Annotated in this window: 17 protein-coding genes and 3 pseudogenes; 11 read left to right on the top strand and 9 right to left on the bottom strand. The window is 62.4% G+C overall.

All coding sequences use genetic code 11. The annotated features are described in order from the left end of the window. Nucleotides 1–56: 56 nt before the first annotated feature. Nucleotides 57–1,271: a DUF2865 domain-containing protein gene (locus ORS3428_RS13015; RefSeq protein ID WP_071098249.1), complete on the top strand. Its 1,215-nt coding sequence runs from the start codon at nucleotides 57–59 to the stop codon at nucleotides 1,269–1,271. Here ORS3428_RS13015 and ORS3428_RS13010 read toward each other — a convergent pair. After that, complete coding sequence (locus ORS3428_RS13010) at nucleotides 1,189–2,562, bottom strand: glutamate--tRNA ligase (RefSeq protein WP_071098246.1); 1,374 nt, start codon at nucleotides 2,560–2,562, stop codon at nucleotides 1,189–1,191. The genes ORS3428_RS13015 and ORS3428_RS13010 overlap by 83 nt on opposite strands. A 719-nt stretch (nucleotides 2,563–3,281) precedes the next feature. On the opposite strand from ORS3428_RS13010, the gene ORS3428_RS13005 reads away from it, so the two are divergent. The 8 genes and pseudogenes from ORS3428_RS13005 (at nucleotide 3,282) to ORS3428_RS12990 (ending at nucleotide 10,564) form a co-directional block, all read left to right on the top strand. Then, entirely contained in the window at nucleotides 3,282–7,073 is a 3,792-nt protein-coding gene (locus tag ORS3428_RS13005) for a vitamin B12-dependent ribonucleotide reductase (RefSeq protein WP_071098244.1), read from the top strand. A gap of 631 nt (nucleotides 7,074–7,704) precedes the next feature. After that, nucleotides 7,705–7,956, top strand: coding sequence for a helix-turn-helix domain-containing protein (locus tag ORS3428_RS34415; protein WP_108723052.1), 252 nt, complete (start codon nucleotides 7,705–7,707; stop codon nucleotides 7,954–7,956). A 10-nt stretch (nucleotides 7,957–7,966) separates the two neighbouring features. Further along, entirely contained in the window at nucleotides 7,967–8,620 is a 654-nt protein-coding gene (locus ORS3428_RS13000) for an ImmA/IrrE family metallo-endopeptidase (RefSeq protein WP_071098241.1), read from the top strand. Between the two features lie 73 nt (nucleotides 8,621–8,693). Further along, nucleotides 8,694–8,768, top strand: a pseudogene (locus ORS3428_RS32440) (VOC family protein); the annotation flags it as partial. Between the two features lie 119 nt (nucleotides 8,769–8,887). Continuing rightward, nucleotides 8,888–9,037: a hypothetical protein gene (locus ORS3428_RS33295; RefSeq protein WP_157895959.1), complete on the top strand. Its 150-nt coding sequence runs from the start codon at nucleotides 8,888–8,890 to the stop codon at nucleotides 9,035–9,037. 68 nt (nucleotides 9,038–9,105) lie between these two features. Next, a complete protein-coding gene (locus ORS3428_RS12995; protein WP_443136853.1) occupies nucleotides 9,106–9,345 on the top strand; it encodes a hypothetical protein in 240 nt (79 codons plus the stop codon). Between the two features lie 27 nt (nucleotides 9,346–9,372). Further along, a complete protein-coding gene (locus tag ORS3428_RS33495) occupies nucleotides 9,373–9,546 on the top strand; it encodes a hypothetical protein (protein ID WP_172833683.1) in 174 nt (57 codons plus the stop codon). A gap of 124 nt (nucleotides 9,547–9,670) precedes the next feature. Then, nucleotides 9,671–10,564, top strand: coding sequence for a complex I NDUFA9 subunit family protein (locus ORS3428_RS12990; protein WP_071098239.1), 894 nt, complete (start codon nucleotides 9,671–9,673; stop codon nucleotides 10,562–10,564). A 457-nt stretch (nucleotides 10,565–11,021) separates the two neighbouring features. Here ORS3428_RS12990 and ORS3428_RS12985 read toward each other — a convergent pair whose 3' ends face one another. From ORS3428_RS12985 to ORS3428_RS34410, 3 genes and pseudogenes are all read right to left on the bottom strand, one after another. Continuing rightward, a complete protein-coding gene (locus tag ORS3428_RS12985; RefSeq protein WP_071098237.1) occupies nucleotides 11,022–11,492 on the bottom strand; it encodes a YbhB/YbcL family Raf kinase inhibitor-like protein in 471 nt (156 codons plus the stop codon). Between the two features lie 345 nt (nucleotides 11,493–11,837). Beyond that, nucleotides 11,838–12,701: pseudogene (locus tag ORS3428_RS12980) on the bottom strand (glycoside hydrolase family 25 protein); the annotation flags it as partial. Nucleotides 12,702–12,799: 98 nt separating this feature from the next. Beyond that, nucleotides 12,800–12,944 (bottom strand): annotated as a pseudogene (locus tag ORS3428_RS34410) (GH25 family lysozyme); the annotation flags it as partial. Between the two features lie 222 nt (nucleotides 12,945–13,166). Here ORS3428_RS34410 and ORS3428_RS12975 point away from each other — a divergent pair. Further along, on the top strand, nucleotides 13,167–14,213 hold the full coding sequence (locus ORS3428_RS12975; protein ID WP_244507953.1) for a Tim44 domain-containing protein: 1,047 nt from the start codon (nucleotides 13,167–13,169) through the stop codon (nucleotides 14,211–14,213). A gap of 83 nt (nucleotides 14,214–14,296) precedes the next feature. Here the strand turns inward: ORS3428_RS12975 and ORS3428_RS12970 are convergent, their stop codons facing one another. The 3 genes from ORS3428_RS12970 to ORS3428_RS12960 all read right to left on the bottom strand — a co-directional run bounded on the left by ORS3428_RS12970 (nucleotide 14,297) and on the right by ORS3428_RS12960 (nucleotide 16,648). Next, nucleotides 14,297–15,088: a phosphodiester glycosidase family protein gene (locus tag ORS3428_RS12970; RefSeq protein ID WP_071098230.1), complete on the bottom strand. Its 792-nt coding sequence runs from the start codon at nucleotides 15,086–15,088 to the stop codon at nucleotides 14,297–14,299. A gap of 79 nt (nucleotides 15,089–15,167) precedes the next feature. Next, complete coding sequence (locus ORS3428_RS12965) at nucleotides 15,168–15,788, bottom strand: hypothetical protein (protein ID WP_244507952.1); 621 nt, start codon at nucleotides 15,786–15,788, stop codon at nucleotides 15,168–15,170. Then, nucleotides 15,776–16,648, bottom strand: a complete 873-nt coding sequence (locus ORS3428_RS12960) for an undecaprenyl-diphosphate phosphatase (RefSeq protein ID WP_071098228.1) — start codon at nucleotides 16,646–16,648, stop codon at nucleotides 15,776–15,778. Before ORS3428_RS12960 ends, ORS3428_RS12965 begins: the two co-directional genes overlap by 13 nt. A 184-nt stretch (nucleotides 16,649–16,832) precedes the next feature. On the opposite strand from ORS3428_RS12960, the gene ORS3428_RS12955 reads away from it, so the two are divergent. Beyond that, entirely contained in the window at nucleotides 16,833–17,741 is a 909-nt protein-coding gene (locus ORS3428_RS12955; RefSeq protein ID WP_071098226.1) for a hypothetical protein, read from the top strand. A gap of 36 nt (nucleotides 17,742–17,777) precedes the next feature. Here ORS3428_RS12955 and ORS3428_RS12950 read toward each other — a convergent pair whose 3' ends face one another. Together ORS3428_RS12950 and ORS3428_RS12945 are read right to left on the bottom strand one after the other, a co-directional pair. Then, nucleotides 17,778–17,996 carry a hypothetical protein gene (locus ORS3428_RS12950; protein ID WP_071098224.1) on the bottom strand — a complete coding sequence of 73 codons (219 nt, stop codon included), beginning with the start codon at nucleotides 17,994–17,996 and terminating at the stop codon, nucleotides 17,778–17,780. 242 nt (nucleotides 17,997–18,238) lie between these two features. Continuing rightward, nucleotides 18,239–18,634: a GFA family protein gene (locus tag ORS3428_RS12945; RefSeq protein WP_071098221.1), complete on the bottom strand. Its 396-nt coding sequence runs from the start codon at nucleotides 18,632–18,634 to the stop codon at nucleotides 18,239–18,241. Between the last annotated feature and the right edge of the window lie 18 nt (nucleotides 18,635–18,652).

Below are 18,652 nucleotides of genomic sequence, written 5' to 3'. Positions count from 1 at the left end.
CAGTTAACCACGAGTGCGGTAGCCTTCCGGCCAGAGGCAATCGGGGTTTCAGGCGAATGAAAGGCGTCGATCTGAAGCTGACCCATCTTGCGGCGCTGCTCGCGGCGCTCGCCGCGTCGGCCGTCGCCGTGACCGAGCCTCAGGCAGCCTCCCGCATATGCCGCCAGCTGGAAGCCGAACTCGCCACCGCTGGTGGCGGTGGCGGCGAGCCGGGCCTGATCCGCAAATATGACGACGCCATCGCGCGCCAGCGCGAGCAATTGGCGAAGGCGCATGACCGCGCCAACGACGCCAATTGCGGCTTCGCGCTGTTCTCGCGCAATGTCAGCGAATGCGCAGGGATCAATGCTTCGATCCAGCGCATGAACGCCAATCTCGACGCCTTGCTGGCCAAGCGCGAGCGGCTTTCGAGCGGCGGCACCCGGCGCGACCGCAGCCGCATCCTCGCGGCGCTCGACGCCAATGGTTGCCGCGGCGACGAGATCGCACCCCGGCGCGCACCGATCGAGGAGGCTGGCCCCAGCAATGGCGGCGGCAATCTGTTCGAGCAGCTTTTCGGCCACGGCGACCAGGAGATCGACACGCTCGCTGCGCCTGAGGGACCCGACATCCCGCCGGACGATCCCAGCGTGCGCAACATCCGGCGCGTCATCAACCAGCCCGGCGGCATGGACCTGCCGGACGACGAATTCCGCACGGTCTGCGTGCGAACCTGCGACGGCTATTTCTTTCCGATGTCGAACGCCGCCTCCTACGGAGATTTCGAGCGCGACCAGAAGAATTGCGAATCGAGCTGCCCCGGCACCGAGATGCAGGTCTTCTACACGCGCGGCATGGACGACGATGCGGGCTCGATGACCTCGTCTGCGACCGGCCGGCCCTACAGCGAGCTGCCGACCGCCTATCTCTACAAACAGGCCAACTACTCGCGGCCGCCAGCCTGCGGCTGCAACGCCAAGGCCGGCAATTTCTCGATCATCGCCGGCAATCCGCCCAATCCGGAACAGTTGCAGCCGGACAGCGCGGCGGCGCCAATCATCCCGGTGCCTCCCTCCAGGCCCGATCCCGGTGCCGATCCCGAAACGCTCGCCAATGCCCAGGGCGGGCTCGATCGCGAGGCGATCAGGCGTTTGACCGACAAGGCACCGGTGTCACCGGTTTCGGCATTGCCGCCGGAACAGCGCAAGGTCAGGGTCGTCGGGCCAGCGTTCCTTCCCGACCCATCAGCGGCAATAGATCTGAAAGCTCCGGCCCCGAAGTCCGCCCCGTAAGGGCGAGCCTCAGTGGCATGAACAGCGGCTTGCCTTTGCGGCCGGTCGCCTCCTTGATCTTGCCGGTCCAGTCCTTCCAGACGGTGCCGTTCCAGGGCTCTTCCGGCAGGAGGTCGAAAGCCTGGTGGAGGAATGTGCGATCGTCGCCGGAAAATTCCGCCGGCTCCGGCGGACCGTCGCTCAGGATTCGCCACCACGCGGCCGCGTCGGACAAGCGGTCGATATTGCCGCGCACAGCCAGCCAGAAGGGCTCGGCCTTGTCGCCGGAAATGCCGAGCACCGTCAGCCGGTCGCGCGCCTCCTCGAAGGGCATATGATGCATCAGCGTCCGGTTGAGCACGAAGAGCTCATCCTGATCGAACTTGGCGGCAGACTTGGACGTCGCGGCCGGGTCGAAACGGCTGGCAAGCTCGCTGAGATCGTGCGCCGCCGTGACATTTTCCGAGGTGCCGACCAGCACCGCGAGCGATGCGACGGCCATCGGCTCGATGCCGTCATCGCGCAGGCTTTCGATCGACAATGCGCCAGTGCGCTTCGACAGCCCCTCGCCGGACCCCGTGGTCAGGAGATTGTGGTGGCCGAAGACGGGAGGCTCCGCTTCCAGCGCCTGGAACAAGGCGATCTGCACGCCGGTATTGGTGACGTGGTCGTCGCCACGGATGACATGGGTGACGCCCATCTCGATGTCGTCGACCACGGAAGGCAGCGTGTAGAGATAGGTGCCGTCCTCGCGCACCAGCACGGGGTCGGACAGCGAGGCGAGATCGACGGTCTCCTCGCCGCGTACCAGGTCGTTCCAGTGCACTTCGGTGCGTTCCGGCTGCAGCGGGTCGCTGGTGAAGTTCGGCAGAAGAAAGCGCCAGTGCGGCCGGCGCCCGTCGGACTCGTACTCGGCCACCTGCTCCGGCGTCAGCGTCAGCGCCTCGCGGCCATAGACCGGCGGCAGGCCACGCGTGCGGCGCACCTTGCGGCGCAGATCGAGTTCTTCCGGCGTTTCGTAGCAGGCATAGAGCAAGCGCGCCGCCTTCAGCCGCTCCACGGCYGCATCGTAGATCTCGATGCGCCGCGACTGGTATTCGGTGGCGTCCGGGAAAATGCCAAGCCAATGCAGGTCGTAGAGGATGGCGTCCGAAAATTCCTGCTTCGAACGGGCAATGTCGGTGTCGTCGAAGCGCTGGATGTAGCGGCCCTTGTTGTTCATGGCGAACAGCCAGTTGAACAATGCGGTGCGCGCATTGCCGATATGGATGCGGCCGGTCGGTGATKGGGCGAAACGGACGGTGACTGTCATGAGCGGGGCGTAGCGAATGCTTTCAGGCTTGACAAGACACGCCCCCGCGCAACCGCAAGAGATAGTGCAAGCCAGCTAAAATGAAAAGCCGCTCGTCGGACATGCCTCGGCATCGCGGCGACCCTGCCGGCGACGGCCGCTAGAATCGGGCTTTCCGAGGGACCTTTCTGTCCCCGTTATCCACATCTGTGACACACAACATATTGCGGTCACAAAACCTACAAAAACGAATCCTTGACGGGTCAGAACGAGTCGCTTTTTATAGGCCATGCGCTCCTGTTGCGGGCGTGACCGGAGAGTTCTGAGGCCGGTCTTTTTTCCCGGATTTTGTGCGTTTTGCCCGCATTTCCGCCTGCCAGAAGGCCGGCGGAAGCGTTGGGAATGTTGGGGCTTGGGTGGGCGAAAGGGAGAATTGTCGGCCTGGAAAAAATGATCTGTTAACACTATATTTAGCGTTTGCAGGCAGGCTCGACCCTAGATAGTGTGAACCCCCCTCGATCGAGGGAATCGACCAAAGTTTCAGTTGAGAGACCCGCAGGGGTCGGTMTGCAGCCCGGGCAAATGCCCGGCAAGGCGTTTTGCCGTCTGCATGCCGGCACCTGCGACGAGGAGAATRCCGGCATCGCTCGCAATGCCGGCAAACGGCGGACCGCGCTCTAGCCTTTGGGGCAGCAATCCCTGGGGAAAAGCGCTATATATAGACAAAAGGGACCGGACCAATGCGCATCGAGCGTCGCTTCACCAAGCCAGGCCAAGCAGGTCAAGAAAGGGCGGCCTATGCGGAGATCGAATTCCGCAAGGCGCTGTCGGAGATCAAGAACCCCGACGGCTCGGTGGTGTTCCGCCTCGACAACATCGATGTGCCGGCTCAGTTCAGCCAGGTCGCGGCCGACATCCTGGCGCAGAAATATTTCCGCAAGGCCGGCGTGCCGGCGCGCCTGAAGAAGGTCGAGGAGAATGACGTCCCCTCCTTCCTGTGGCGTTCGGTTGCCGACGAGGCCGAGCTTGCCAAGCTCCCCGAGGCTGAGCGCTATGGCTCGGAGACCGATGCCCGCCAGGTCTTCGACCGGCTTTCCGGCACCTGGACCTATTGGGGCTGGAAGGGCGGCTACTTCAAGTCCGAGGAAGACGCGCGAGCCTTCCGCGACGAGCTCGCCTATATGCTGGCCACGCAGCGCGTCGCGCCGAACTCGCCGCAATGGTTCAACACCGGCCTGCATTGGGCCTACGGCATCGACGGCCCGAGCCAGGGTCATTTCTATGTCGACCCCTTCACCGGCAAGCTGACCAAGTCGAAGTCCGCCTACGAGCATCCGCAGCCGCATGCCTGCTTCATCCAGAGCGTGCAGGACGACCTCGTCAACGAGGGCGGCATCATGGACCTGTGGGTGCGTGAGGCGCGCCTGTTCAAATACGGCTCCGGCACGGGCTCGAACTTCTCGATGCTGCGCGGGGAAGGCGAAAAGCTTTCCGGCGGGGGCCGCTCGTCCGGCCTGATGAGCTTCCTCAAGATCGGCGACCGCGCTGCCGGCGCCATCAAGTCGGGCGGCACGACGCGCCGCGCCGCCAAGATGGTCATCGTCGACGCCGACCATCCCGACATCGAGGAATTCATCGACTGGAAGGTCAATGAAGAGCAGAAGGTTGCCTCGCTGGTGACCGGCTCGAAGATCGTCAAGAAGCATCTCGAGGCGATCATGAAGGCCTGCGTCAATTGCGAAGGCAATGGCGACGATTGCTTCGACCCGGCGCTCAACACCGCGCTGAAGCGCGAGATCAAGGCGGCCAAGAAGGACGCCGTGCCGGAGAACTACATCTACCGCGTCATCCAGTTCGCCCGCCAGGGCTACACCTCGATGTCGTTCAAGACCTACGACACCGACTGGGATTCGGACGCCTATCTCACCGTCTCCGGCCAGAACTCCAACAACTCGGTGTCGCTGAAGGACAATTTCCTGCGCGCCGTGGAAGCGGATGGCGACTGGCAGCTCACCGCCCGCAAGGACGGCAAGGTGGTGAAGACGCTGAAGGCGCGCGATCTGTGGGAAAAGATCGGCTACGCCGCCTGGGCGTCGGCCGACCCCGGCCTGCACTTCAACACGACGATGAACGACTGGCACACCTGCGCCTCCGCCGGTGCGATCCGGGCCTCCAACCCGTGCTCGGAATACATGTTCCTCGACGACACGGCCTGCAACCTCGCCTCGATCAACCTGCTGCCCTACCGCAAGGAGGACGGCACGATCGACATCGCGGCCTACGAGCACACCGTTCGGCTGTGGACCATCGTGCTCGAAATCTCAGTGATGATGGCGCAGTTCCCGTCGAAGGAGATCGCCAAGCTTTCCTACGACTACCGCACGCTCGGCCTCGGCTACGCCAATATCGGCGGCCTCCTGATGACCTCGGGCATTCCCTATGACTCCGACGAGGGCCGCGCGATCTGCGCCGCGCTTACCGCGATCATGACCGGCGTTGCCTACTCGACCTCGGCCGAGATGGCCGCCGAGCTCGGTGCCTTCCCGGATTACGACCGCAACGCCCAGAACATGCTGCGCGTCATGYGCAACCACCGCCGCGCTGCCTACGGCGACAAGGACGGCTACGAGAAGCTCGCCGTCAACCCGGTGCCRCTGGTCGCGTCCGACCTCAAGCAGCAGGAACTGGCCGCGCATGCCCGCACCGCCTGGGACCGCGCCATCGAGCTCGGCGAGGAGCACGGCTACCGCAACGCGCAGGCGACCGTGATCGCGCCGACCGGCACGATCGGCCTGGTCATGGACTGCGACACCACCGGCATCGAGCCCGACTTCGCGCTGGTCAAGTTCAAGAAGCTCGCCGGCGGCGGCTACTTCAAGATCATCAACCGCGCCGTGCCGGAGGCGCTGCGCACGCTGGGGTATTCCGAAAGCCAGATCGCCGAGATCGAGGCCTATGCGGTCGGCCACGGCAACCTCAACCAGGCACCTGGCATCAACYCGACCACGCTGAAGGCCAAGGGCTTCACCGATGAGAAGATCGCGGCGCTCAACGCGGCGCTGAAGTCGGCCTTCGACATCAAGTTCGTGTTCAACCAGTGGACGCTGGGCGCCGACTGGGTGAAGGAGACGCTCGGCTTCACCGACGAGCAGCTCTCCGACTTCTCCTTCGAGATGCTGCCGGCGCTGGGCTTCACCAGGAAGGAGATCGACGCCGCCAACATCCATGTCTGCGGTGCCATGACCCTGGAAGGGGCGCCTTTCCTCAAGRCCGAACATCTTTCGGTGTTCGACTGCGCTAGCCCCTGCGGCAAGATCGGCAAGCGCTCGCTGTCGATCCAGAGCCACATCCTGATGATGRCCGCGGCGCAGCCCTTCATCTCTGGCGCCATCTCCAAGACCATCAACATGCCGAACGAGGCGACGGTCGAGGACGCCAAGAACGCCTACATGCTGTCCTGGAAGCTGGCGCTGAAAGCCAACGCGCTCTATCGCGACGGCTCGAAGCTTTCGCAGCCTCTCAACGCCTCGCTGCTCGCCGATGACGACGAGGATGAGGACGAGGCGGTCGAGCAGCTGATCGCCGCGCCTGCCGCGCAGCGCGCCGTGCAGGTGACGGAAAAGATCGTCGAGCGCGTGGTGGAGCGTCTCTACCGCGACCGCGAGAAGCTGCCGAACCGCCGCAAGGGCTACACGCAGAAGGCCGTCGTCGGCGGCCACAAGGTGTATTTGCGCACCGGCGAGTTCGACGACGGCCGCCTCGGCGAGATCTTCATCGACATGCACAAGGAAGGTGCCGCCTTCCGCGCGATGATGAACAACTTCGCCATCGCGATTTCGCTCGGCCTGCAATATGGCGTGCCGCTCGACGAATATGTCGAGGCCTTCACCTTCACCAAGTTCGAGCCGGCCGGCATGGTGCAGGGCAACGACGCCATCAAGAACGCGACGTCGATCCTCGACTACGTGTTCCGCGAGCTTGCCGTCTCCTATCTCGGCCGCCACGACCTCGCGCATGTCGACCAGTCGGACTTCGACAAGACCGCGCTCGGCCGCGGCATCACCGAAGGCAAGGCGACGCCCTTCTCCAAGGGCCTCTATCGCGGCGCCTCGCCGGTGAAGCTGGTGACCGGCATGGGCGGCGACCCCAAGGGCTTCGGCGGCTCAGGCTCGACGCCGGCCCCTGCCCGCGCCGCGCCCACCGCCTTCTCGGGCTCCAACGTGTTGACGCTGAAGCCGGCAAGCGACGAGGCGATCGCCTACAAGCGCGACTATGAGGAGCGCGCCAGGGAACTGGCCGAGGAGATGGTGGAAGAGGAAGCCGAGGCCGCCGGCGGCGCCGAAGCGCTCTTCACCGACGCCGCCGCCAACGAAGCCGCCGAGGCAAAGAAGCTCGCAGCCACCCGCCGCCAGCAGTCGCTGCTGCAAGGCTACACCGGCAACGAATGCTCGGAGTGCCACAACTTCACCATGGTGCGGAACGGCACCTGCGAGAAGTGCGATACTTGTGGTGCGACGAGCGGGTGCAGCTGAGAAAATCTGAGCCGCTAAAACGTAACATGATCGGCCCGGTCGTAAGATCGGGCCGAAATAGAGAAAAGAACAAAAGGAGAAAATCAGAATAGCGTGAGTGCGCCTGAAACGCCAAGGCCGATCCTCTCGGATCGGCCCTGGATACCGCGAAGAAGCTGTAGCTCACGCGGGGCGACGAGATCGAAATCCCATCTCCTGTAGCAAGGTCCATTATATGGGGAGTCGGTTCTCCAAGTCGAGGTAGCTACGGCGTTTTCAAAGAAAGAAACGATATGAGTACCAGCGACCGCAAAACATTCGACATCGGACGTAGCTCAAAGAGTGGCCGATTCATTCCTGTTAAGGAGGCCGAGCGCCGCCCCAGCACAACAACTGTTGAGCGAATTCCCAAGCCTGGCTACGGCGACACCAAGAATGAGCCACCCCGCAGAAAGTAACTCTTAGGGTCGAGAAACCTTGGCTGGCCGCATTGCCACGGCCAGCCACTGGCCAAAGATTTGCAAGGCCATTGGCCACCATATGTTGTTTCTTGCGATCGCCGCAAAACATTATGTTGATTTTTCCGTAGATTTCCTCCGGCAAATCGTTACAATTTTAAGGTGATTCGAGGTCTAGTCGTGGAGTTCCCCTAATGCGGTACTTCGATGATGCGGAATACGGAGCTGCGGTGAGACGAGCCCGGACCGAAAAAGGCTTAAGCCTACGGGACATAGCAACCGCCTTTGGGGTGAGACTCGCCCTAGTCTCCTATGTCGAGCGAGGAGGCGAGCCCACACCAGAATTTGAAGCTGCAGCGAAATCAAAATTGAAAATCGACAGAAATCAATTTTGCACGGATGTACGAGGCAACCCGATCATAGCCGCAAACCAGAACCAAGACTGAGGGGCTGTCCATGAACGCGCTCCGATTTTACGGCCCGAAGCTTAGCGATCTAAGTATTAAAAGGGAGACCGAGCGACTTACAGCGATTTGGAGGTATATCAATAAAGGGTTTGTTGAGAATATAGATATATTGGATATTGTCGAGTTTAAACTTGAGTTCTTTGCCCCAGGGTTTTCATTCGCAGTAGTTACCTCTGACCATATGATGAAGCTCTTGGGGGCGAGCTGTGACAAAGAGTTGTCAATTGCGTTTACCGATCTAAGCATTAGAGTTATATATGTATCAGAGGCCCTCTATGACGACGCTTACAACGGCGACGGTTGGGCTAGGGTGCAATTAGCCCATGAATTGGGCCACGCAGTTCTTCACAGCGATTATAGAGACAGAACGGCGCATTCCTCTTTCAAATACACATCAAAGGTAAATTCTGATATTGAAGTAAGGATCCGCGACATACCTCTGTACAGAGACAACGAACGACAGGCAGACATATTTGCTAAATGCCTGATGGCTCCAGATTWTATTGTTGAACGCTGCAATAGCGCTCACGATTTGAGCAATAAGGCTGGGATAGATTTTCCGTCAGCAAGCGCTCGGTGGAAATTTTTCTCTGATGAGAGGGCCGGGATAACCCCAATCTTTTCCATACGGTTGAGACAATAGATCGATCCATTCACCCTCGAGGGCGTTGTGTAGTTAGTCCATCGGCGTTGACTCTGCGATCGACAAAATCGCCATGATCGATCACATCACCATAGAAGTGAGCGACCTCGACAAGARCAAGCTCTTCTACGAGAAGGCCTTCGCGCCTACCCTGGCGAAATACGTGCAGGCGTAGGATGCGCGCCCTTTCCTTCTCCCCTTGTGGGAGAAGGTGGATCGGCGCGTTAGCGCCGAGACGGATGAGGGGTGTTCCAGCGGAGTGAGACTTTGGCGATCCTGTCGCTGGCGAAGGTCGGCGCCAAGCTGGAACACCCCTCATCCGGCCGCTTCGCGGCCACCTTCTCCCACAAGGGGAGAAGGGAAGTAGCGTGCCTGCCGGTTCTCATGGAACTCGAGACCGAGAACGCAGTTCACTAGTGTGGTTTTCGGAATTCTTGAATCGCAGGAACTTCGAATTCACCGCGTCAGCGAGGAGCGGGAGCGGAATGAACGCGGTGCCGCCGAAGGAAATGGACGTCGTCCTGCAACAACTGCCGCTGAGGATCGGCGCCTACGTGCCCGACGATCTGCTGGAGGATTGGTTCGCGCCGGGAACGGGCATGCGGCCCGTMAGCGAGGCAGCGCTTGCTGCCGCCGCCCGTTACGGACGACGGTTCGAATGTGAATTCAAATACTATCCCGAGAGGATGGAAGGCGTGTTCTGGAAATGGGTTCCAGCGATCTGATTTGGACAGGCCGACGGAGCAAAGACAATGATGGAAGAGAAGGTTAGCGAGGCCATCGTCTCCGAGCTTGAGCGTCAATCGGAATCCGATCCTTCGAAACTGCGGATCGCATTGGACGGAGATCGGCTTACCGCAAACGGGGATATCGACCTGCTGGCACTCGCCACGGCGATCGTCGGCGCCGTGGCGGGCGCGCCTTAAAGCATGTCTCCCGAAGGTGGGAACCGGTTTCGAGACAAAGACATGCGTCAAACCAGAAATCTAAAGCGCATAGAGCGACTGAAAGATCGCGACGCGCTTTAGACGCGACGCGCGAGGAGCTTCGATGAAGGTTGCTGTGTTCGGCGGGACCGGGTTCCTCGGCCGCAGGATCGTCGAGCGGCTCCTGGACAAGGGCTTTGAAGTGCGGGCGGTATCCCGTCATGCGCGGCGAGCCATGGCAGCGGCCGGCTCGGAAGCGAAAGCGCCCGAACTGGTCAACGCTGATATTCTGGACAGATCATCGATCGGTCCCGCAATTGCCGGATCGGATGCGGTGGTGAATGCGGTCAGCCTCTATGTCGAGCATGACAGCTTGACGTTCGAGAGGGTGCACGTGACGGCGGCAGCCGATTTGGCGAGAGCCGCGCGGCAAGCCGGGGTCGAAAGGTTCGTCCAGATTTCGGGAATAGGCGCGGATCCGCGATCCAGTTCGACCTATATGAAGGCACGCGGGCGCGGAGAAGACGCGATCAGAAACTCGTTTCCTAACGCGATTGTCCTGCGCTCGACCGTCATGGTCGGGCCCGGCGACGCGCTTCTCACCACGCTTGCTCGGCTGGTCCGGCTGCTGCCCGTCTATCCCCTGTTCGGCCGGGGGGCTACGCGGCTTCAGCCCGTCTATGTCGGCGACGTCGCCGAAGCGGTGAGCCGGTTGCTCGCCGCTCCTATCCAGGACGTGCCTACGTTCGAGGTCGGCGGCCCTCGTATTTTGCGTTACGAGGAGCTGGTTCGCGAAATCGCCCGAAGGTTCGGCGTTCACCCAATCCTGGTGCCCATGCCTTTCACCGCCTGGAGCGCCCTGGCGGGAGCGGCGGAATTTCTCCCGACGCCCCCTTTCACGCGCACCCAGGTCGATCTCATGCGCCAAGACAACGTGACGACAGGCGGCATGCCGGGGCTGCGGGAGCTCGRCATCGAGCCGCGGGACATGGAGCAGGTCGTCCGCATGATCGAATGAAGCGGCTAGCGCAATTCCAAGCGCGTAGTGGTTTTCCGTCCAAGAAATGAATGCATGTCACCCAAGGTCTGCAGCGGCTTTGGGTGAACGACATGCATCAAAACAAGGGCTTAGAGCGCATCACTCGAATCCGTTTCGTGGGCGACACACCATGATGCCGCTACTACGCACGGAACTCTTCTGCCGTCGGCCTGGGAAATGTCGGCTCCTCCGGCGGGACCTCGGGTGGCGCGTCCGGCGGAATATCAGGAGGTCCTCGCCCCGGACCCGGGATGGGATCGGGTGAAGGCGGAGGAACGCCCGGCGGCTCTCCGGGAGGTTTTTCCGGYGGAGCTGGAGGCCGGGAAGGCTCGGGATTGGGATCGCCCRGCATCGGTTCGGGATTGTTCGGGTCTGGATTCATTGCGGGCTCCGGAGTGATGCGGCCGCGCTGCCTAACGGAAAACACCTTCGCCACTCAGGCGGCATGTTCGTATGTGCCCACAAGTTCCGCCGCCTCGATCGCGTGGCGCCGGGCCTCCTTCCAGATTTCCTTGACGCCGGCCTGGCCGGGAATGCCGAGACTCGGCACATCGAGAGCTGCCAGCCGGAAATGGTAGTGGTGAACTCCGTGCCCGGCCGGCGGGTCCGGGCCATCGTAGGAGGCGTTGCCGAAGTCGTTCTTCCCCTGCTGGAGCGCTTCGGTTCCGGGCTTCCCATCTTCCCCTTCGGCAAGTTGCTCGACGTCGGGCGAAAGGTTGAAAACCGCCCAGTGGCCGAACGTGCCGCGTGGCGCGTCGGGGTCGTCCACGACGAGAACCAGGCTCTTGGTCCCGTCAGGGATCCCGGACCATTTCAGAGGCGGAGAAACATTTTCACCATCGCGGGTAAAACGTTCGGGGATGGGATCGCCGTCGGCGAACGCCGGACTGGTCAGTGTAAGTGGCATGTTGGTCCCTTCCGCATTTGGACGCCCCAATGCCCGCACCTCGCAATGCCCTATAGACAGGCGTCGGCCACAGCCAAGCCTCTCTTCCTTCCGGATGGACGAAACGTGGGCTTCAGCCATTCGCCCGATTTTTCGGAGAGCGTCTGGCTCTCGCCTCACGACGTCCCTGATCGATAATCCAACGAATGCCGCGCCCGATCGTTCCGCGGCGCCGGCGGGTTGCGGCGCGCATGGACCTGCGTACGTCCTGTTGGCCTCAAGGGACCGCCGGCTCAGCCGCCGGCGGTGAGATCGTGGCGTGGCGCATCGCGCCAGCCATGAGCGTCTGAGACCGCTGGACGCGCCCTAATCCGCCTCGGCGACCATCTGCCCGCCACCGCCCAGCCAGGCACGCCACTGCCGCTCGTCGCCGTGGAAGACGTTGAGGTCGATGCGACCCCTCACCCCATGCGACAGGCCGGAGCCGGAATACTGCCAGAACAGCCACTTGCGGCCCGGATAGACCTTTGACGGGTGGGCCGCCACCGCGCGCAGCCAGAAGGGATAGTCGAGAAAGGCGCCGCGCAGGTTGTCGCGGTAGAAGTCGGGGCTGGTGTAGATGATGGGTCGCTGGCCGTAATGGCGCTCCAGCTTGTCCATGAACACCTGCATCTTCTCCAGCACTTTTTCGCGCGAGGGCCGCCGCTTGCAGGAGGAATCGCCGTTCCACTCGACATCGATAACCGGCGGCAGCGCGCCCTCGACCTTCGGCACGTTACGGATGAACCAGTCGGCCTGCTCGCCGGCGGTGCGGCACCAGTAGAAGAAATGGTAGGCGCCGCGCTTCAGCCCGGCGGCGTCGGCGCCGCGCCAGTTCCTCGTGAACATCGGGTCGAGATGGTCGCCGCCGTCCGTCGCCTTGATATAGGCGAAGTTGGCACCCTGGGCGCGCAGCTTTTCCCAGTTGATGTCGCCCTGCCAGCGCGAGACGTCGACGCCGTGCACGGCAAGGTGCCGCGGCGACGAGCGGCCGAAATTGATCGGCTTGGCATCGCGGAAGRCATAGCGCGTCACGGGGCTCGCCAGCATAGCGGGTGCGGCGCGCGACAGCCGCTTCGGCGGCGAGACGAGTGCAGCCTCCTCAACCGGCGGCTCGACGCTGTCCGGCAGGTTGGTCGCCGGGAAYGCCACCGTCTCTTCCTCGGCAAGGCCGAAAGGACGCGAATTCTCGTCGTTGCCTCCGGGCAGCGGCGCCGGCGGCCTGATGCGCGCGGAGCCGATCATCGACACGGTCTCGACGGTTGCCTCGCTGTCGGCGGTCTTGGCAGCCTTCGCCACGGGCGCGCTCGGCCTGACGACCGAGCTCGTCGTCTCGCTGGACGGCATCTGCAAGGCATCGACGCCCGACGTCGACGAGCAGCCGGCAAGGCAAAGCGCTGCGAGCACGAAACTGACGACGCCAGAAATCCRCATCTTGACCTGTACGCAATACAAAACAGACCGAAGGCAGGAACCACGCCGCCGGAAGCCCCATTGCTAATGAGAAATTACCAACAAAGTTTGARTCAAAATTTACCTTTGGTCCGGCAGCGATTYGCGGCCGGCGCGCCGCTGTGAATCCGGGAGGCCGCGGCCAGATCGAAAAAGGCCAGGAGCGCGGCCCGAAGCAATGACCTGAGAGACAGGGGCTAAACTGTGCCGCTTCGCACCCCATATAGGGGGCTCACGATGAAACACTGTCTACCCCAGGGATTGTCATCAATGTCAAAGTCACAGACGATCAAAGTCGCGTCGATCTTCCTGATCCTGCTGATGGCGCTTGGAAGCGCGACTATCGGCCCCGCGGAGGCGCGCATGGGCGRCAGTTTCGGCAGCCGCGGCAGCAGGACCTTCCAGGCCCCGGCCCCGACGAACACCGCGCCCTATACCGCGCCCGTAAGGCGCTCGATGACGCCGAACACCAACACCACCCAGTCGATACCGCCATCGCAGTCGTTTCCCGGCCAGATGCGCCCGGGATTCTGGAATGGCTTCGGTGGAGGCTTTGTCGGCGGGCTGGTCGGTGGGCTGCTCTTCAATGGCCTGTTCGRCATGATGCTCGGCCATGGATTTGGCGGCATCGGCGGCGGCTTCAGCTTCATCTTCCAGCTGCTGCTGATCGGCGGCCTCATCATGTTGGCGATGCGGTTTTTCAGCCGCGACAGCGCCGCGCCGGCCAATATGAGAAGCTCCGGCTTCTTCCCCTTCGGCCAGCAAGGCTGGGGAGGCACCCAAACCAGCTACCCATCCAGCGCCGCGAGCCGGAGCGCGGCCGGCVCATCCGGCGCTGACGAAATCGGCGTCACCGATACCGACCGGGACGCATTCGAACGTATCCTTGGCGACGTGCAGGCCGCGTTCAGTCGCGAGGATCACCAAGGATTGCGGCGGCTGGCGACCCCCGAGATGGTTTCCTACCTTTCGGAGGAGCTGGCGGACAACGCGACCCATGGCCTCAAGAACGACGTGACAAATATCGAGCTGCTGGAAGGCGACATCGCGGAGGCGTGGCAAGAGGGCTCTCGCGACTACGCCACGGCGGCAATGCGCTGGTCGGCCATCGATGTCATGCGCAACCGCCAGACGGGCGCCGTCGAAAAGGGCGATCCGAACAATCCGGTCGAAGCGACCGAATTGTGGACCTTCACCCGCGAGGCCGGCGGGCCGTGGCTGCTGTCCGCGATCCAGGATGCGTCCAACTAAACAAAAACGAAGGCACCGCGGCGCTGTCAGCGCCGCGATGCCCTTGTCGATGCAGCCCTCTGCCCGTTGTCGACGGGCGCTTTCTACCTGCCCCGCCTGAACACCCCGATCATCGGCCCGAGATTCCCGAAATCGTCGTTGCGGCCGATGGCCGGCGCATAGAGGCTCGAGATCGAGCCATCGAGGAAGAGTGCGTTCGGGCAGCCGAGCTTGTGGCGGAACAGGCGGGCGAATTCGTGGAAGGTCACGACATCGTTCGAGATGGCAAAGACTGCGACGCCGTCGGCGCGCACGCCGACGCCGTCGCGGATTTTTCGCGATGGGCTGTCGGCCTGGAATTTCGGATGCAGCCTGCCCTCGATGACCAGCATCGGGCCGGACTGAGTCGCGTAGTCCACCCGCGGCCGGCGCTTGAGATAATCCTTCGTCGCGCGAACGCCCGCCTTGCCGCCGCTGAGATAGAAGATGCCGTTGGGYAGCATGGAGAAATTGCCTGTCCCCGGCCCGGTCTTTGCCGGCGTGACCTGCCTTCCCTGCTCGACATAAAGCCCGACCGGCGCGAGGTCCGGATGGTACATTCCGGCATTGATGCCGAAGAGCATGGTGCGCCCGGTGGCCTGTTCGGCAGTGMGGAGATTGTGCAGCGAGCGATAGAGCTCGCCGTCCTTGTTCTTCCAGAACAGCTCGATCGAAAAAAGCTGCGGATCGGTCTCGCAGACAAGATAGGTGGCGTTCTCGAAGGTGAGATTGCGGCAGGGCGGCAGCGCCGCCAGCCACTGACCGAGTCCCATGCCAGCGCCGACTGCAGCAGGCAGCGCCGATTTCACCAACATCACCAGCAAGGGCAGCGACTGCAGAAGTGTCGAAATATCCATGCCGTTATCAATAAGCGAACAGGCCGCTGGGACGAACCGTCAAAGCATTCTTTTCGGCGACCCTTTTCGAAGGAAACTGCTACGAGGCCGGGATGCCTGGATCCTGCAGCAGATAGAAAACGCGTTTGGGATTGAAATCGGTGACGAGGAAATCGAAAGCCGCCTGATGGAGGACGTCCACATGGCCGTCGAGAAACCGCAGGCGGTCGAAAGGYTCGTTCTGGCGGTCGTATTTCGCAAAACTATCGGATGAAATGAATTCGGGAGGCGTGTGGGTCTGGTCGAAAGACAGGCCGTCGCCGAAGTCGCTGGGCTCGTTCAGTATCGACTGAAGCTCGAACATGAAATCCACCCATGGATGGCCGCTGTCGTTGAGCGCAACGATCCGCAAATAGAGGATGCCCTCGGTGGCGTTGGCTGTCAGCTGCCTTGAGCGGATCGTCAGAATGACGGGGTCGGCAGACTCCAATTCCTCGCCGAGAACGACCGGATCGGATTTGGTCCCGGTGCCCGAGACGGATCGGATCCGAAATCCGCCGAGCTCGTCGGAGAAAGAATATTGCCCGGCTTGCCAGGATTTTTGGTCATCGGCGCCAGCCGCCGACGGCAACGCAAGGAAGAGGCAGCCGAGAAATCCGGCGAAGCGGCACACGCCTTTTGCGCGAGCCGCTGGCAGTGCCGGATCGGCTATGACAGCCATCCCAGTGCCAGGCCCAGCAGCAGGACGACGCCAAGCAGGCCGCGATAGATGACGAAGGGCCAAGCGGAAAACCGCTCCAGCACGCGCATCAGTCCCCAGATGGCAAAGAAGGCCGAGATCGAGGCAACGACCAGGCCGACCGCCAGGACCGACCAGCCATAGGCGCCGAGATGCACCTTGTGCAGTTCCCACAGCTCCTTCAGGCCGGCGAGCGCGATGGCCGGCAGGCCGAGCAGGAAGGAAAAGCGCGCCGCCTCCGGCCGGGCGAAACCCAGCCCAAGTGCCGCCGTGAGCGTCGAGCCCGAACGCGAAACGCCGGGGATCAAGGCACCGACCTGGGCGACGCCGACAAGCAGTGCGTCGAGTATCGAAGCCTGGTTAAGCGTGAGCTTGTGCTTGGCGTAGATCTCCGAAAGCGCCAGCAGGATCGCCATGACGATGCAGGCCCAGCCGATGACGCCCAGGCTCCGCAGTGGCGAATTGCAGGCATTGAGAACGCCCGATAGCGCGAGGCCGACGATGATGATCGGAATGGTCGCCAGCACGATGCTGATCGCCAGGCGGAAATACCGGTCGCCGAAATCGCGCCGGGCGATCGCTGTGAGCGAGCCCACGGCGACATCCCTGACATCGCTCCAGAAATAGCTGACGACCGCGGCCAGCGCCGCCAGTTGCATGGCGGCCGAAAAGGCCGAGCCGGGATCCTGCCAGCCGAGCACGGCCGGCACGATGCGCATATGCGCGGTGGACGAGATCGGCAGCAATTCGGTGATGCCTTGAACGATGCCGAGAAATGCCACCTTGGCATAACCCAGGCCGACAAAGCCGGTATCCAGTCCCTGCGTACAGACGTCGGTCATCCCAGTCCTTTCCCCAGAAGAAAGCAAATCGTCATTCGAAAAGCCCCTTGCGGACAGCCTTAACGGCACGGGAAAGGGAATCCAATTCACGGATTTGTAAGGTGCCGCTAATCTTGCTTGACAGCCGGCACAGCCATATTATCCTTCGCTAATCTTACGCTGTAAGGCAAATCGGAGAAGGATCATGCAGACCGCCGCCCTGTCCGAACTACAGCCACCGCCAGAACCGCACCGGCCGGAAATTGCGACCGAGGAGGTCTCGCGCGATCTGAGCCGCGCCATCGAGCGCGCCGAGGTCAATGCCTGGCTAGATCTCTACGACGCCGCGCCCGCGGATTTCGCCGCGCGACACGACCTTTCGATCGCGCGCGACGGCGACCTGGTCTGGACCACCTGCACGACGATCCCGTTCATCCATTTCAACTGCGTGAAGAACATCGGCGTCGACGCTCCGGCCTCGGAGGAGGAGGTCGACGCGCTGCTGGCGCATTATCGTGCGGCCGGCATCCTGCGGCCGTGGTTCTATACGAGCCCGCATACCGAGCCGTCGCGGCTGCGATGCTGGCTGGAAGCGCGCGGGCTGCAGCACCAGAGTGGCTGGGAACGCATCTTTCGCGACGCGACGCCGCCGCCCGCCGAATCGCTCTTCCCGGCCGACGGCGCATCGGTCGAGGAGGTCACGCACGAAACGGCCGCGGAATGGGCTGCCTTCATCGACGGCAAATACAGGCTGCCCACCTCGCCCTGGCTCATGGCGCTGGTCGGTCGCAAGGGATGGCATCATTACATGCTGAAGCGTGATGGCGCGGTGGCTGCGGTTCGCTCACTGTTCATAGGCGCCGACGGCGCCGCCTGGAGCGGCATCGACGCGCCGGTGCCTGGCATCATGGCGCCGAGCTTCGATCTCGACGCCGTGCTTGGCGAGAGGCTGGTGCGCGACGGCATCGCCGCCGGCGCGAATCTGTTCGTCGCCGATATCGAGGCGCCGCGTCCCGAACGTGACGGTCCGGCCTACCGCAACTATGCGCGGCTCGGCTTCAGGATCGCCTATTTCCGTAGCCATTACAGCTATTTGCCGGCTCATTCGAGCTGAGCCGCGGTCGCCGTAAAGCACTTTTCCCGGATCGCCTCAGCGGTAGAGCCATTGCTTGAGGCAGCTGCTGGCCACGATATGCGCTGGCGGCACCACGACCGGTTGGTCAAGACGGGAATCGACGTCGACGGCCCTGTTGCGAGCCTTTTCCAGGAGCATGCGAAGGTCGGCCGCGCGCACGTGGTCACGCTCCATCACGAGCTGGATCATCGGGTCGTTCAAAAGCTCGTCCAGGGTGGTGATGCTCTCGCTCATCCGTCGCCTCCTCGATGCCGGCCCGCATGCGCTTAGATAGGCAGCCAATGATGGCCCGCCAATGACACTTTGCCGGCTATCTCGTGAATCGAAGATGAAATTTTTGTGCAAGCGTTAACCTCCTCTTTCGGGAGAAGGTTAAAGCAAGTCTCGCGAAAGTGGGAACCGGCTTCGGGACAAAGACATGCGTAAAATCAAAAACCTAAAGCGCATGGAGCGAATCTGGAAGATCGCGACGCGCTTTAAGCGGGTGGCCCACCCTCATATTGCGGCAGGCCATCATCGAGCCGCACCCAGGGCTGCCTGGACGCTGTCCAGAAATGCATGTCGGGCTTGAACACGGACGGATCGTCTAGCGAGCCGGACGTGATGCCGAGGATGCCCCTGGAATCGCGGCGCGAAAACATCGTCGTGCCGCAGGCCGGACAGAAGCCGCGCTTGAGGTCAGGCGAGGAATTGACCGTTGCGACCGGTCCTTCGATCGTCACATCGTCGATGCGGAACAAAAGCCGCGCGTTGAAGGCCGCGCCGATCGCCTTCTGGCAGATCCGGCAATGGCAGACGCGCTCGTTGATCGGTTCGGCCGCGGCGCGGTATCGCACCGCTCCGCACAGGCATCCGCCCTGGTATTTGGTCATCGCAGGCACTCAAGGTTT

The sequence above is a fragment of the Mesorhizobium sp. ORS 3428 genome (assembly GCF_001854785.1).
Classification (GTDB): domain Bacteria; phylum Pseudomonadota; class Alphaproteobacteria; order Rhizobiales; family Rhizobiaceae; genus Mesorhizobium.
The sequence above is the reverse complement of the archived record's forward strand: the minus strand, read 5'-3'. Positions and strand labels throughout refer to the sequence as shown.

What these genes read in the sequence shown, in the direction of transcription:
- ORS3428_RS34415 (WP_108723052.1), top strand. Translation starts at nt 7,705, where the DNA reads ATGCGGTACTTCGATGATGCGGAATACGGAGCTGCGGTGAGACGAGCC.
- ORS3428_RS12960 (WP_071098228.1), bottom strand. Translation starts at nt 16,648, where the DNA reads ATGACCGACGTCTGTACGCAGGGACTGGATACCGGCTTTGTCGGCCTG.
- ORS3428_RS12945 (WP_071098221.1), bottom strand. Translation starts at nt 18,634, where the DNA reads ATGACCAAATACCAGGGCGGATGCCTGTGCGGAGCGGTGCGATACCGC.
- ORS3428_RS12950 (WP_071098224.1), bottom strand. Translation starts at nt 17,996, where the DNA reads ATGAGCGAGAGCATCACCACCCTGGACGAGCTTTTGAACGACCCGATG.
- ORS3428_RS12985 (WP_071098237.1), bottom strand. Translation starts at nt 11,492, where the DNA reads ATGCCACTTACACTGACCAGTCCGGCGTTCGCCGACGGCGATCCCATC.
- ORS3428_RS33495 (WP_172833683.1), top strand. Translation starts at nt 9,373, where the DNA reads ATGATGGAAGAGAAGGTTAGCGAGGCCATCGTCTCCGAGCTTGAGCGT.
- ORS3428_RS12955 (WP_071098226.1), top strand. Translation starts at nt 16,833, where the DNA reads ATGCAGACCGCCGCCCTGTCCGAACTACAGCCACCGCCAGAACCGCAC.
- ORS3428_RS13015 (WP_071098249.1), top strand. Translation starts at nt 57, where the DNA reads ATGAAAGGCGTCGATCTGAAGCTGACCCATCTTGCGGCGCTGCTCGCG.